At 65.0% G+C, this 13,705-nt stretch carries 11 protein-coding genes; 7 read left to right on the top strand and 4 right to left on the bottom strand.

The window, feature by feature from the left end; translation table 11 throughout:
* The first annotated feature begins 171 nt into the window (after window positions 1-171).
* From XH93_RS37790 to XH93_RS37780, 3 genes are read left to right on the top strand one after another with little or no spacing between them, the layout of a single operon-like run.
* Window positions 172-1,296: an ABC transporter ATP-binding protein gene (locus XH93_RS37790; protein ID WP_194475495.1), complete on the top strand. Its 1,125-nt coding sequence runs from the start codon at window positions 172-174 to the stop codon at window positions 1,294-1,296.
* Window positions 1,293-2,207, top strand: coding sequence for an ABC transporter permease (locus XH93_RS37785; RefSeq protein ID WP_194471342.1), 915 nt, complete (start codon window positions 1,293-1,295; stop codon window positions 2,205-2,207). The genes XH93_RS37790 and XH93_RS37785 overlap by 4 nt, the downstream gene beginning before the upstream one ends.
* Entirely contained in the window at window positions 2,207-3,022 is an 816-nt protein-coding gene (locus XH93_RS37780; RefSeq protein ID WP_194471341.1) for an ABC transporter permease, read from the top strand. Before XH93_RS37785 ends, XH93_RS37780 begins: the two co-directional genes overlap by 1 nt.
* A gap of 535 nt (window positions 3,023-3,557) precedes the next feature.
* On the opposite strand, the gene XH93_RS37775 is transcribed toward XH93_RS37780, so the two are convergent.
* From XH93_RS37775 to XH93_RS37760, 4 genes are all read right to left on the bottom strand, one after another.
* Complete coding sequence (locus tag XH93_RS37775; protein WP_194471340.1) at window positions 3,558-4,409, bottom strand: carbohydrate ABC transporter permease; 852 nt, start codon at window positions 4,407-4,409, stop codon at window positions 3,558-3,560.
* Window positions 4,406-5,278 carry a carbohydrate ABC transporter permease gene (locus tag XH93_RS37770; protein ID WP_139486593.1) on the bottom strand — a complete coding sequence of 291 codons (873 nt, stop codon included), beginning with the start codon at window positions 5,276-5,278 and terminating at the stop codon, window positions 4,406-4,408. The genes XH93_RS37775 and XH93_RS37770 overlap by 4 nt, the downstream gene beginning before the upstream one ends.
* 185 nt (window positions 5,279-5,463) lie before the next feature.
* Window positions 5,464-6,849 carry an ABC transporter substrate-binding protein gene (locus tag XH93_RS37765; RefSeq protein WP_139486594.1) on the bottom strand — a complete coding sequence of 462 codons (1,386 nt, stop codon included), beginning with the start codon at window positions 6,847-6,849 and terminating at the stop codon, window positions 5,464-5,466.
* 186 nt (window positions 6,850-7,035) lie between these two features.
* Window positions 7,036-8,991: an AsmA family protein gene (locus XH93_RS37760; protein WP_172627163.1), complete on the bottom strand. Its 1,956-nt coding sequence runs from the start codon at window positions 8,989-8,991 to the stop codon at window positions 7,036-7,038.
* A 257-nt stretch (window positions 8,992-9,248) separates the two neighbouring features.
* Here XH93_RS37760 and XH93_RS37755 point away from each other — a divergent pair, with 257 nt between their 5' ends.
* From XH93_RS37755 to XH93_RS37740, 4 genes are all read left to right on the top strand, one after another.
* Window positions 9,249-9,956 (top strand): CoA transferase subunit A, encoded by a 708-nt coding sequence (locus tag XH93_RS37755; protein WP_139486596.1) that lies wholly within the window; start codon window positions 9,249-9,251, stop codon window positions 9,954-9,956.
* 24 nt (window positions 9,957-9,980) lie between these two features.
* Window positions 9,981-10,631 (top strand): 3-oxoacid CoA-transferase subunit B, encoded by a 651-nt coding sequence (locus XH93_RS37750; protein ID WP_139486597.1) that lies wholly within the window; start codon window positions 9,981-9,983, stop codon window positions 10,629-10,631.
* A 7-nt stretch (window positions 10,632-10,638) separates the two neighbouring features.
* Window positions 10,639-11,277, top strand: a complete 639-nt coding sequence (locus tag XH93_RS37745) for a GNAT family N-acetyltransferase (protein WP_371814862.1) — start codon at window positions 10,639-10,641, stop codon at window positions 11,275-11,277.
* A 246-nt stretch (window positions 11,278-11,523) separates the two neighbouring features.
* Window positions 11,524-13,467, top strand: coding sequence for a PASTA domain-containing protein (locus tag XH93_RS37740; protein WP_194471338.1), 1,944 nt, complete (start codon window positions 11,524-11,526; stop codon window positions 13,465-13,467).
* The last annotated feature ends 238 nt before the right edge of the window (window positions 13,468-13,705 follow it).

Here is a 13,705-nt window from a genome sequence, read left to right as displayed (position 1 = left end):
GGCGCGAAGCTTACCAGAGATGAGAGAGGCGACAATATTGCGGGAGTTGCCGCGTGAGGCGGTTGAGCCGGTGGCGATCCGCCGCTAGCTTGCGGCCATTATCGGAGCTGTGGGGAATCGGGGCTGAACGACGTGACGTCAAGCGAAGCGACCGCGGAGGCGGCGAGGCCGATGGTGGAATCGGCCGGGCTCGACATGCCCTTGCTGCGCATCGAAGGCGTCGCGAAATCGTTCGGCAATTTTCGCGCGGTCGACCAGCTCTCGCTCGACATCCGCGCCGGCGAGTTTTTTGCGCTGCTCGGCCCGAGCGGCTGCGGCAAGACCACGCTGCTGCGCATGCTGGCCGGGTTCGAGACGCCGGACGAGGGCCGCATCCTGCTCGGCGGCAACGACATCGCGCAGGTGCTGCCGCACGAGCGTCCCGTCAACATGATGTTCCAGAACTATGCGCTGTTTCCGCATCTGTCGGTGCGCGACAACATCGCTTTTGGGCTGAGGCGTGCCGGCATGCCGCGCGCCGAGATCGCGACCCGCGTCGCGGAGATGGTGGCGCTGGTCAGGCTGGAGGGCATGGAGAAGCGCAAGCCGGACCAGCTCTCCGGCGGGCAGCGGCAGCGCGTCGCGCTGGCGCGCTCGCTGGCGCGCCGCCCGCAGGTGCTGCTGCTCGACGAGCCGCTCGCTGCGCTCGACAAGAAGCTGCGCGAGAGCACGCAGGCCGAACTGATGGAGCTGCAGCGCCGGCTCGGCACCACCTTCGTCATCGTCACCCACGACCAGGAGGAGGCGATGACGATGGCCGGCCGGATCGGGGTGATGAACGCCGGCCGTCTGGTCCAGGTCGCGACCCCGCGCAATCTCTACGAGGCGCCGGCGACGCGCTGGATCGCGGAGTTCGTCGGCGACATCAATCTGTTCGAGGGACAGGTGATCGCCAGCGGTCACAGCCGCCTGACCATCTCGACCTCGGAGGCGGGAACGCTCACGGTCTCCGAATTGTGGCCGCCGGTGACGAAGAACGTGGTCAGCGTCGCGATCCGCCCCGAGAAGGTCAAGCTGTCGCGCCGCGCGCCGGCCGTCGAGGAGGGCGGTCCGCAGGCGATCAACCGGCTCGACGGCGTCGTCACCGAAGCCAACTATCTCGGCGGCGTCACCACCTACAAGGTGAAGCTGGAATCCGGCGCGGTGGTGCGCGCCGCGATGGCCAACACCGCGCGGCTCGATGTCGACGCCTATCTCGCCGGCCAGCGCGTGGTGGCGTGGTTCACCGCCGACGACTGCCTGGTGCTGGAGCAATGAGCGCGCGCCGCATCTTCGCCCGTCCGGCGCGGTTCGCCGCGATCGCGCCCTATCTCTGGATGGTGCTGTTCTTTCTGGTGCCGTTCGGCTTCGTGCTGAAGATCAGCCTGTCGCAGACCGCGATCGCGCAGCCGCCCTACACGCCGGTGTTCGATTTCACCGAGGGCCGCGCGGCGCTGGCAGCGGCGTTTGCGCAATTGTCGTTCGACAATTTCAGGCTGCTGGTCTCCGACAATCTCTACATCCTGTCCTATCTGCGCAGCCTCGTCGTCGCGGTGACCTCGACGCTGATCCTGCTCGTGATCGGATACCCGATCGCCTACGGCATGGCGCGATTGCCGCAGCGCTGGCAAGGCGTCGCGATGATGCTGGTGATCGTGCCGTTCTGGACCTCGTTCCTGATCCGGATCTATGCCTGGATCAACATCTTGCAGCATGACGGGCTGCTCAACCAGATCCTGCTGGCGCTGCACATCGTCTCCGCGCCGGTGGTCTGGCTGTCGACCGACAGCGCGATGTATCTCGGCATCATCTATTCCTATCTGCCGTTCATGATCCTGCCGCTCTACGCGACGCTGTCGAAGATGGATGCCGCGCTCCTGGAGGCGGCCGGCGATCTCGGCGCCTCGCCGCGCCAGGCGTTCTGGCTGGTGACGTTCCCGCTGTCGCTGCCGGGCGTCGGCGCCGGCGCGTTGCTTTGCTTCATCCCGATCGTTGGCGAGTTCGTGATCCCCGACCTGCTCGCCGGCTCGGGTTCGCTGATGATCGGGCAGACGCTGTGGCTGGAGTTCTTCACCAACAAGGACTGGCCGGTGGCCTCCGCCGCCGCGGTGGCGCTGCTGCTGCTGCTGGTGCCGCCGCTCGTGCTCTACGACCGCCTGCAGCGGCGCCAGCTCGAAGGACGCGGCTGATGGCGCGCACGGTCACCCGCCTCACGCGCTTCAACATGACCTCGCTGGCGCTTGGGCTCGCGTTCCTCTATCTGCCGATCGTTATTCTCGTCATCTACTCCTTCAACGCCTCGCGGCTGGTGACGGTGTGGGGCGGCTGGTCGCTGCGCTGGTACCACGAGTTCTTCAACGACCGCGCCATGCTGGACGCCGCCTGGATGAGCCTTGTCGTCGCCGCGGTATCCGCGACGCTGGCGGCGTTGCTCGGCACGCTGGCAGCGATCGGGCTGGCGCGCGGCGAGCGGTTCCGCGGCCGGGCGCTGTTCTCCGGCATGCTGTATTCGCCGCTGGTCATGCCCGAGGTGATCTCCGGCCTGTCGCTGCTGCTGCTGTTCGTGGCGCTGAACGCCGAACGCGGCTTCTGGACGGTGACGATCGCGCACACCACGCTGACGATGTGCTTCGTCACCGTCGTGGTGCAGTCGCGCCTCGCCGTGCTCGACCGCAGCCTGGAGGAAGCGGCGATGGATCTCGGCTGCGATCCGGTGCGCGCCTTCCTGCTGGTGACCTTGCCGCAGATCGTGCCGGCGATCGTCGCCGGCTGGATGCTGGCCTTCATCCTGTCGCTCGACGACGTCGTGATCGCGAGCTTCACCACCGGGCCCGGCTCGGCGACGCTGCCGATCCGGATCTATTCCGAGGTCCGGCTCGGCGTGAAACCCGAGATCAACGCGATCTGCACGATGTTCATCGCGCTGATCGCCGTGATCATCGTGGTGGCCTCGTTCGCCTCGAAGCTGACCAACGCGCGCGGCGAGAGCGCCGCGCCGCTGTAGACTCTCGTTTCGGCGCTTTTCCTTGCGCGCCGTGAGGGAGCCACCGGCGGAAGAGCTCCCTCCCCCCTTGCGGGGGAGGGTTGGGGAGAGGGGTACCACACGGCACACTCTCTCCATTCAGCGCTTCAACGAAGCGCGATCGAGATTGCGAGACCGAAGCTCGCGTCAATCATCTCACCCGGGGGCACCCCTCTCCCCACCCTCCCCCGCAAGGGGGGAGGGAGCCTGGGCAGCGTGCTCGCCTCACGTCGGTTGCTAACGCAGTGAGGAGAGAGAGCTTGCACGTGCCGCCGGACGTGATGGGAGCCACCGGCGGAAGGGCTCCCTCCCCCCTTGCGGGGGAGGGTTGGGGAGAGGGGTACTACACGGCACACTCTCTCCGTTCAGCGCTTCGACGAAGGGCGATCGAGATTGCGAGACCGGCGCTAGCGTCAATCATCTCACCCGGGGCACCCCTCTCCCCACCCTCTCCCGCAAGGGGGGAGGGAGCCTGGGCAGCGTGCTCACCTCACGTGCTCGAAAACGCTGTGAGGCGTCACGACTTCACCGCGCCGGCGGTCAGGCCGCCCACCATGTAGCGCTTGAAGGCGTAGTAGACCGCGGCCGGCGGCAGTGCGTAGATGAAGCCGGTGGTCATCAACAGCTCCCACGGCGAATCGTCGGCGGCGAGGAAGTTGCCGAGCGCGACCGGCAGCGTGATGTCGGTGTCCTTCGACAGCAGCAGGAAGGCGTAGAGATATTCGTTCCAGGCGAGCAGGATGGCGTAGGTGCCGATCGCGACCAGCGAGGGCATCATCAACGGCACATAGACCAGGCGGAACAGCTGCAGCGTGGTGGCGCCGTCCATCGTCGCGGCCTCGTCGAGCTCGACCGGCAGCTTGTCGGAGGCCTGCTTCAGCACCCAGATCGCGTAGGGCGAGGCGATCGTCACCATCGCGAGGATCAGCGACCAGTGATTGTTCAAGAGGCCGTAATTGCCCATGGTGCGGTACATCGGCACGGCGAGGAACGCGGCCGGGATGAAATAGGTGAACAGCGCGAGATTCATCACGGCGCGGCCGCCCGGCACCTTCAGCCGCGAGATCGAGAATGCGGCGGCGGTCGCGACGAACAGCGTCACCGCGCCGGCGGCGAGCGCGATCACCGTCGAATTCCAGAACTGGATCCAGAAGTCGCGCAGGAAGTAATGCTGCTGGTGAAACACGATCGAGAAATTGTGCAGCGTCGGATGGTTCGGCCACAGCTTGCCGGAGAACGCGTCCTCCTTCGGCGAGATCGCGAACAGGAACATGTGATAGATCGGAATCATGGTCCAGATGAAGACCGGGATGCCGATCAAGAGCAGCTTGGCTTCGGTGCCGACTTCGCGGAGGGTGGGCAGCTTCATCGCGACAACCGTTTCATCATGAAATAGACCAGCGGCAGCACGAACGGCATGGCGCAGACGATCGAGGCCATCGCCAGCGAGAGCTGGTCGAGGCGGAGATAGCGGATGCCGAGCGTCGACAGCACGTGGGTGAGGTCGGCCGGCCCGCCGCCGGTGAGCAGATAGACGCTGTTGAAGTCGCCCAGCGTCCAGATCATCGAGAGCAGCGTGCAGGTGACGTACAGCGTCTGCATCGACGGCCAGGTGATGTAGCGGAATTTCTGCCACCAATTGGCGCCGTCGACGTCGGATGCCTCGTACAAATCATGCGAGATGGCGAGCCGTCCGGTCAGCAGGATCAGCGTCCAGAACGGCAGCGACTTCCAGATGTGCACGCCGATCGCCATGGCGAGCGCCACCGCCGGATCGTTCAGCCAGTTCGGGCCGTCCTCGCCGGTGAACTTGAAGATCAATTGATTGACCACGCCCCATTCCGGATTGAGCATGAAGCGCACCGACAGGATGGTCGGGATCGACGGCACCGCCCAGGGCAGGATGAAGATCACCGACAGCCATCTGATCCAGGGACGCTGCTGGGCAAAGAAGCCGGACAGGAACAGTGCGATCAGCATCTTGATGTTGATACCGATGACCAGGAAGATCAGCGTGTTGACCGCGGCGCGCGCGAAAATCGGGTCATGATAGAGCGCGACATAGCTCGCCGGCTCGCGGGCCAGCCACAACCCGTAGCCGACCGGGTAGAGCACGAAGGCGAGAAACACCAGCAGATAGGGCGTGAGCAGCACGATGCCCCAGACCTGCGGCGGCGTCAGCCGCGCCGACAGCGGCGGGCCTGGTAACGCCTGATCGCCGGAAATCGTGATTGCCATGGTTCGCTAACTCGTCCTCGTCTCTTGGTCTCTTGCACCTCTCCCCGCTTGCGGGGAGAGGTCGGATCACATCGCAGATGTGATCCGGGTGAGGGGGTACGGGACTATCCACGCGCATCGCTCGCGGAGAAAGCCCCTCACCCCGGCCCTCTCCCCGCGAAGAGCGGGGAGAGGGGGAGTTACTATCAACCCGCGACCTGCTTGATGCGGGCGATCAATTCGTCGACGGCCTTGTCCACCGGCACCTTCTCGCTGACCACGCGGTTCATCGCCTTGGCCCAGACGTTCTCGTTGTTCAAGATGGTGAACTTCCAGTTCTTGGTAAAGTCGAACGGCGCGGTGCCGCCGGTGAACTGATTCCACACCGCCTTGCGATGCCGGTCGGCCTGCCAGAACGGGCTGGCCTGGCTGGCCTTGGTCACCGGGAACCAGCGGCCGAGCGCGCCCTCGATGTAGGGCCGCAGGTTCTCTTCCTGCATCAGGAACGCGATGAACTGCTTGCCCTCGGCCTTGTTCTTGGCGTTGGCGAAGATCAGCCCGGTCTTGACGTCGGAGCGGTAGCGGATCGTCGAGCCGTCCGGCGCCTTCGGGAACGAGGCGGTGATGATGTCCTGCTCATAGGCCTGCTTGCCGGCGGCGCGCTGTGCGTCGGTGAGCGCCGGGTTGGTGGAATCCTCGAACCACTTCGCCGCGATCGAGATCGTGAAATTGTGCGTCATCACGATCGTCTTGTTGTGGAAGGCGACGTTGTTGTCCGGGTCCTTCCAGGTCGTGGAGGAAGGCGGCGAGCAGCCCTTGATGTAGGTGTCGGTGTAGTCCTTCAGCGCGTGGATCAGCGCGTCGCGCACCTTGGGATCGTCGACCAAGAGCTTGCCGTCGTCGTCGACCAGCTTGACGTGGTAGGCGTCCATGAAGGTGTAGAACGACTGGAAGGAGTCGGTGGATTCCACGCCCATCGGCTGGCCGACGCCATAGATGCGCTGACCGGTCGCCTTGCGGATCGCCGGCTGCACCTTGTCGCACCAGAAGGTCCAGTAGTCCTCCCACTTGGTCGGAATGTCGGCGGCCTTGAAGCCGGCCTTCTCCAGCATGTCGCCCCAGATCTGGACGTGCATGCTCTGCTGCTTCAGCGGGAAGCCGTAATAGGTCTTCTTCTTGGCGACGTCGTTGTAGAGCAGCGCCGTCTCCAGCGTGTTCGGCGCGAACGCGTCCTTCATCGGCAGCAGGATGTCGGAGAGATCCTCGAGCTTGCCCTCATAGGCCCATTTGCCCTGCGCCTGTACGTCATAGCTGTCGGAATAGGCGACGTCGGGCACGGTGCCGGAATCGAGCGCGGCGACCGTCTTCGGGATCATGTCCTGGATCGCGTATTGCGACAGCTCGACCTTGATCCCGGTCTTGGCCTCGAACTTCTTGATGGTCTCGATCAGCGCGTCGTCTTCGGACTTGTAAAATCCCTTGCCCCACCAGACGGTAATCGTCTTGCCCTGGGCCAAAGCGGGTGCAGTTGCGGCGAAAAGGCCGACCGCAGCGACCGCGAGTGAAAGCGCAGCAATAACCTTGGATCTCACGTTGTTCTCCCTCAGTGAGGCCGGCTTTTTTAACCGGTTGGATAAAACACTAGCGCATGGCCGTGAGCTGATAAAGATGTCGCGGCGACGACTTCAGTAGGGGCTCGCGGTGCGAATGTGGATCAGTCCCGGCACATCGATGCGAAAAGTGAATGGATCAGTTCGACTTCTCAGTTCGACTTGCTCTCAGTTCGACTTGGCATTCTCGGCGGCCGCGGCCGGTCCGTTCGCCGGCGTCGCCGCATCGGGCGCCGCCTGCCGTGCGCCGCCGCCGGTGAGGCGGTCGAGCACCCCGCGCACCGCGTCGCGCGCCTTGGGGTCCTTCAGCGAGTCGATCAATTGCGCAGCGCCGGGCGAGCGCCGGATCAGGATATCCGGATCGGGGAAGATCAAGGGATCGTCCCACGGGCCCTGCACCACGAACGGCAGATCGTAGGCCTTGCCGCCGCTGGACGCCGCAGTCAGGCTGGCGACGCCCTTGAGGTCGTATTCGCGCGACGGCACCGAGGCGGTGCCGGTCAGCGTGATCCGCGCCGCCGGCCCCTCGACGCGGATGTCCTCGGCGGTCGCAATCCCGTCGGCGAATTTCACCGAGATGTTGAGGTTGTCATAGGGCGTCGAGCCGGAGCGGAAATTGCCGCCGCCGGACAGTGGCCGCTTCTCCAGCCGCCGCAGCAGCTGCTCGACATTGAAGCCCGCGATCGCGCCGTCATGGCCGTTCAGCGTGGCGCTGCCGTCGAGCGAGGAGGCGAGGCCGAACGGGCTCGAGCCCGAGGCCATCAGCGAGACGCCGAGATTGCCGCGGCCGGACAGCTTTGTGATGCCGAACAATTCGCTGGCGCAGGCCTGCAAATCGACATCGGTGAACTGGAATTGCGCCCGCACGTCGGCGACCGCGTCCGAGCGCGCGATCGCGAACGAGCCCTTGGCGATGCCGCCGAACATCTGCGCCTCGCCGACGCTGAGCGCCAGCGCGCCGCCGCGCAAGTTTGCGCCGAGCGCGGTGCGGCCGAGCTTGGACGGACCGACGGTCACCTTCGCCGCCGACAGCCGCATGTCGAGGTCGGTCGAGGACAGCGAGGACAGGTCGAACAGCTGCCTGTTCCAATCGCGCTGGCCGCTCGCCAGCAGGCGGAAGGTCGAGATGTAGGGCGTGAAGTCGAGATTGCCGGCCGCAAGCGTCGCCTGCAGCGTCTGCCGGCCGTTATTGACGTAGGTCATGACGCCTTCGGCGACGTTGCCGTCGAGCTCGACATTGACATTGGTGAACGCGATCGAGCCGCCGACCACGTTGGTGCGCGCCTTCAGGGCGAAGCGGCCGAAGCCGCCGCCACCGCCGGGCGGTGCCTGTCCCATCCAGCGCAGCGCATTGCGCAGCGACGGGCTGTCCATGGTCGCGACGCCCTCCATCATCAGACTGGAGCGGTTGGCGACGGTTCCGTCGAACGCAACCTTCAGCGGCGCGCTCGACAGCCGCGCCTTGAGGCCGGAGCGGTCGCCCGACAGCAGCGCGGCGAAATCGCTGGCGGCAATCGAGCCGTCGACGCGCTCGCCGCGCCAGTCGAACTGGCCGGTTGCGGCGAAAGAGCGCGAGATCGACGGCCAGGCCAGCGACAGGTCGATGTCGCCGAGCTTTTCGGAAACATGGTTGGTGCCGTCCTCGTAGTTCAGCTCGCCGTCCTGGATCCGGATCTCGGAGAACGACACCGCATTCTCGGCGCCGGGTGTCATCGCCTTCGCGATGGTCTCGACGAACGGTGTCCAGTTGCTCTCGCCGGCCGCGTCGCGCACCACATGGATATGCGGCCGCAGCATCATGACGTCGGCGATCTCGAACCGCCGCAGCAACAGCGGCAGCAGCCGCAGGTTGGCGGTCAGCACGTCGACCTGCAGCGCGGGGTCGATGGTATCGGCACCCTTCAGGCCGACATTATGAAAGGAGACGTAGCTGCCCGGAAACACCGAGACGTCAATGTTTCCGTTGACGACCAGTTCGAGCCCGGTCACGGCGCGGATCTGCGCCTCCACCGCACGCTGCAGCGCGTCCCGGTTGAGGAACCACGACGTGCCGACCAGGCCGATCACCGCGAGGCCGAAAAGCGCCGCGATCGGCATCCCCAGGCGCTTAATTCCTTGGGCCATCGTCAATGACATGTCCGGGTCGGGTTGAGGTTTTGTCGGGTCGTCGTCGAGCACTGCGGGCGGCGCTTGGTAGCCCGAGCCAACCCCCGCAACTTGAAGGGTTTTCTTGTCGCTTTCAAGGCCATGTTGGTGTCGCAGGCTGCCGCGCCCCGCCGCCGCCTTGCCACCCCTTGGCCGTGATTGACGCATTGCGAAGATTTCGCCTAATAATCCCCGACGCCACCGCGGTTTCGCGCCCTCCATCAGGTATTTGTTTCATGAACAAGGTTTATCCCGACGCCAAATCGGCACTCGATGGTCTCCTCAAGGACGGCATCATGATCATGTCGGGCGGCTTCGGCCTCTGCGGCATCGCCGAGACCCTGTCGGACGCGATCCGCGATTCCGGCGTCAAGGGCCTGACGGTGGTCTCCAACAATGCCGGCGTCGACGGCATCGGCTTGAGCCGCCTGCTGGAAACCCGCCAGATCAAGAAGATGATCTCGTCCTATGTCGGCGAGAACAAGCTGTTCGCCCAGCAATATCTCGCCGGCGAGCTCGAGCTCGAGTTCAACCCGCAGGGCACGCTGGCCGAGCGCATCCGCGCCGGCGGCGCCGGCATCCCGGCCTTCTTCACCAAGACCGGCGTCGGCACGCTGATCGCCGAAGGCAAGGAAGTGAAGGAATTCGACGGCCAGAAATACATCATGGAGCGCGGCCTGTTCGCCGACCTCGCCATCGTCCACGCCTGGAAGGGCGACACCGCCGGCAACCTGGTCTACCGCAAGACCGCGCGCAACTTTAACCCGATGATGGCGACCGCCGCGAAGGTCACCGTCGCCGAGGTCGAGCACCTGGTGCCGGCCGGCGAGATCGATCCGGACCACATCCACACCCCCGGCATTTTCGTCAAGCGCATCATCGAGGTCGGCACGGCGAAGAAGCGGATCGAGTTCCGCAACACCCGTCCGCGGCCCGCAGCGTAACCAGCAATTCGTCAGGAGAGCCTCATGGCCTGGACCCGTGAACAAATGGCCGCCCGCGCCGCCAAGGAGTTGCGCGACGGCTTCTACGTCAATCTCGGCATCGGCATCCCGACGCTGGTGTCGAACTACATCCCTGACGGCATCGACGTCAGCCTGCAGAGCGAGAACGGCATGCTCGGCATGGGCCCGTTCCCCTACGAGGACGAGGTCGACGCCGACCTGATCAATGCCGGCAAGCAGACCGTCAGCGAGCTGCCCTCGACCAGCTATTTCTCCTCGGCCGATTCCTTCGGCATGGTGCGCGGCGGCCATATCGATCTGTCGATCCTCGGCGCCATGCAGGTGGCGCAGAACGGCGACCTCGCCAACTGGATGATCCCCGGCAAGATGGTGAAGGGCATGGGCGGCGCCATGGACCTCGTCGCCGGCGTCAAGCGCGTCGTCGTGGTGATGGAGCATTCCGCCAAGGACGGCCCAAAGCTGCTCAAGCAGTGCAATCTGCCGCTGACCGGCGAGCGCGTCGTCGACATGGTGGTCACCGATCTTGCCGTGTTCACCATCGACAAGCACGGCAATGACGGCATGGCGCTGGTCGAGCTCGCCGACGGCGTCACCCTCGACGAGGTCAAGGCCAAGACCGAGGCCGAATTCCGCGTCGCGCTGAAGAACACCTGAGATGACCATGGCGGGAGGATCATCGATCCGTCCCGCCAATTCTGACGATGCGGCCTTCATCGCCCGCATCGTGCAGGCCGCGCAGCGCGGCGCGCTGCCGCGCGGCTGGTGCGACATCGCGCTCGCTCGCTCCGAGCCGGAGTGTCTGGCTTTCATGGCGCGGCTCGCAATTGCGCGGGCGCGGTCATGGTATCACGTGGCCCATTTCCTGATCGCCGAGGTCGATGGCGTGCCGGCCGCGGCGCTGTGCGCACTGCCGGCCGCGGGAACGCTCGCCGCCGTGCGCGCGGCGATCGCGGAGGTTGCGGCCGAGACCGGCGATGATGCGGCGGCGATCTTCACGCGCGGTGCCTACGCCCGCGATTGCTGGGTGCAGGGCGGTGAGGGCGACTGGCTGATCGAGCATGTCGCCACCGATCCGGCCTATCGCGGCGGCGGCCTGGTGCAGGGGTTGATCGCCCGCGCGCTCGCCGACGGCAAGGCCGCGGGTTTTGCGCAGGCGTCGATCTCGTTCCTGATCGGCAACGTTGCCGCCGAGCGTTGCTACGCCAAGGCCGGCTTTGCCTTCGCCGAAGAAAAGCGCGACGCCGCCTTCGCCGCGCTGACCGGCGCGCCCGGCTTTCGCCGGTTTGTCCGCGCGATGTGATTGACACGGCGATGCCAGGCTCGTCGTTCTGGCTTTGCGCCAGAACGACGCTGAATGCGTTGTACGGAGCTGCATCCGGGGCCGTGCTTCGCCGACCGCGCATCCTCAGCCGCGGCCGATGACCGCCTTTGAGACCCGTGCGCTACGGAGTTTGCTGCAACCAATTCGCAACCACAGCTTGTATTTTGCTGTCAAGTTCCTTAGCCTGCTGCTCCGTAGGATCTGTGGGACGTTTTGGGGGCGAGCATGGAGTTCTTCCGTGTGCATGAGGCCGTTGGGACGCGAATTCCAACCTATTTCATCGAGAGCACCGCGCCGTACAATGTCGACGACACGCAGTCGCCGGAGTCCAAGGAGCGGAAAGCGGCCGCTTCCCGCGTGCAAAAGATCGATTCCGACGAAGCAATCAAGCAGATCGCCGCGCGACTGCTCGCCGGATCGCGGCCGAATCTTGTTGTGATGGTCCACGGCTTCAACAATCCTGAGCCGGCCGTCCTGAAGATGTACACGTCTGCTGCGCTTGCCGTCGACCGCGACCAGGCGATCAACGGCGGACAGGGCCTTGTCTGCGTGGGCTACCGCTGGCCGTCGGAAAGGATGGGAATGCCTTGGCGCGGAACGTGGGACGCGTTACCGACGCTGCCGACCTGGATCCTGTATTTCGGCGCGTTGGTCGTCCTGTTCACCTTCCCGCTGTTCTATTTCACATCGGAGACCAGGCAATGGTGGATCGATGTGTTCCGCTACGTCTGGAATCCGACGGCCGTCCACTTCATCACGTTGCTCGGCTGGACGATCGCCGGCCTCGTGCTGATGACGGTGCTGCTGAGGACCATCGTCTATTTCCGCGACCACTATCGGGCATCCAATTATGGCGTACCCGATCTCATCCAGGTGATCAGCGTCATCGATGCCGAGATCATGCGACAGCATCGGCAAAGCGGCGAGGCAAGCCCTCCGCCGAGCGTCGAGCTCTCTTTTATCGGTCACAGCATGGGGGCCTTCGTCGTCACCAACGCCATCCGCGCCCTCTCGGACGTCTTCGCGGTCCCCGCCCAATCCCTCAATTCCTACGGCGCGGCCGCCACGGACGAGGCGCCGAGGCACGGCATCGGCAGAGCGTTCCAGCTGAAGCGTTTTGTACTCGCCTCGCCCGACATTCCAGCCGAGACGCTGCTGTCGAGCCGCAGCAACTTCCTCGCCTCCGCCCTGTCGCGCTTCGACGAGGCCTATCTGTTCAGCAACGAAGGCGACGCGGTGCTTCGCCAGATTTCGACGCTGGCGAACTACTTCGTGTTTCCGACCAAGAGCAAGAACCATGGCTTCCGTCTCGGCAACGTCGAAATCCTGTCGCGCAATTTCGGGCTCATCGATGTCGGCGGAGCCGATTTCCTGCGCGTCCTGCGCATCGGAAACCGGACCCTGCAACAGCTCTATGACGATCTCGAGGATGCCAAAGCGCAGCGCCAGCCGACCCAGCAATTGGGGCCGGAGCAGGCGCCGTTGCCGCAACGCTTCACCTATTTCGACTGCACCGACTACGTCGACATCGACGATCCAAACGAGGCGGACAAGCAAGGCAACAGGCGGCCGCTGCTCACCTTCGCAAAATGGAAAAAGCGGGACGACGCGGAGGCGCAGCTGCGTTGGTATTCGCACCTCTGGTTGCTGATCGTCTATGTGTTCAACCAACAGAAGCCGAACGTGCACGGCGGATATTTCGAAGGTCAGCTGTCGCAGCAATTGATCTATCGTCTCGCCTGTCTCGGCTATGGCGGCACTGTCGCGGCCTACGGCGGCGAGCCCGCGCTCGGCAAAGTTTGCGAGGAAAAGCAGATCAGGATGCTGGTCTCGCCGATGCTGTGGTCGGCGCGCACGGGCGCTACCCCGGTTGCGCCGCCGAGGCCGGCAAATGCCAGGACGCGGTCGGCGCCGCGCGGACCTGCTCCGCAGGCAGTACCCGCGGGTGTGATCGTGCCCGATCTGGTCGGCAAGCCGATCGTCGATGCACGCGCGCAAGTCGATGCATTGCGCGGCAGCGGACAAACGCCGCAACTCGTCCTTGTGGAGGTCGCACGAACGGCACGGGGGACCGGGCAGGCGGTGTCTGGATTCGTGTTGAGCCAGACGCCGGCTCCGGGCACCTCGGTCAAAGGACCGACGTCGATCGAGGTCATCGTCGTGAAATGACGAGGGCTCAGCGGCTGAAATCCACCGCGGTGGTGTTGCCGCCGCTGATCACGACGGCGTTGCGTTCGCTTGGTACCCCTCTCCCCAGCCCTCCCCCGCAAGGGGGGAGGGAGCCCGTCCGCTGGTGGCTCCCTTACACCGAGCGCGACGCTCGTGCCGGCGCCGCCTGCCGACAATTTGGGCAGAACGCCCAGCTAATCCGTTTTCATCCCGGCCGCATCTCCGCCTAGTCTGGCGA

It is taken from the genome of Bradyrhizobium sp. CCBAU 51753 (assembly GCF_015291565.1).
In the GTDB taxonomy this organism is placed as follows: domain Bacteria; phylum Pseudomonadota; class Alphaproteobacteria; order Rhizobiales; family Xanthobacteraceae; genus Bradyrhizobium; species Bradyrhizobium ivorense.
This window is presented reverse-complemented; position numbering and strand designations above follow the sequence as displayed.

What these genes read in the sequence shown, in the direction of transcription:
- XH93_RS37790 (WP_194475495.1), top strand. Translation starts at nt 172, where the DNA reads ATGGTGGAATCGGCCGGGCTCGACATGCCCTTGCTGCGCATCGAAGGC.
- XH93_RS37785 (WP_194471342.1), top strand. Translation starts at nt 1,293, where the DNA reads ATGAGCGCGCGCCGCATCTTCGCCCGTCCGGCGCGGTTCGCCGCGATC.
- XH93_RS37780 (WP_194471341.1), top strand. Translation starts at nt 2,207, where the DNA reads ATGGCGCGCACGGTCACCCGCCTCACGCGCTTCAACATGACCTCGCTG.
- XH93_RS37775 (WP_194471340.1), bottom strand. Translation starts at nt 4,409, where the DNA reads ATGAAGCTGCCCACCCTCCGCGAAGTCGGCACCGAAGCCAAGCTGCTC.
- XH93_RS37770 (WP_139486593.1), bottom strand. Translation starts at nt 5,278, where the DNA reads ATGGCAATCACGATTTCCGGCGATCAGGCGTTACCAGGCCCGCCGCTG.
- XH93_RS37760 (WP_172627163.1), bottom strand. Translation starts at nt 8,991, where the DNA reads ATGGCCCAAGGAATTAAGCGCCTGGGGATGCCGATCGCGGCGCTTTTC.
- XH93_RS37755 (WP_139486596.1), top strand. Translation starts at nt 9,249, where the DNA reads ATGAACAAGGTTTATCCCGACGCCAAATCGGCACTCGATGGTCTCCTC.
- XH93_RS37750 (WP_139486597.1), top strand. Translation starts at nt 9,981, where the DNA reads ATGGCCTGGACCCGTGAACAAATGGCCGCCCGCGCCGCCAAGGAGTTG.
- XH93_RS37745 (WP_371814862.1), top strand. Translation starts at nt 10,639, where the DNA reads ATGGCGGGAGGATCATCGATCCGTCCCGCCAATTCTGACGATGCGGCC.
- XH93_RS37740 (WP_194471338.1), top strand. Translation starts at nt 11,524, where the DNA reads ATGGAGTTCTTCCGTGTGCATGAGGCCGTTGGGACGCGAATTCCAACC.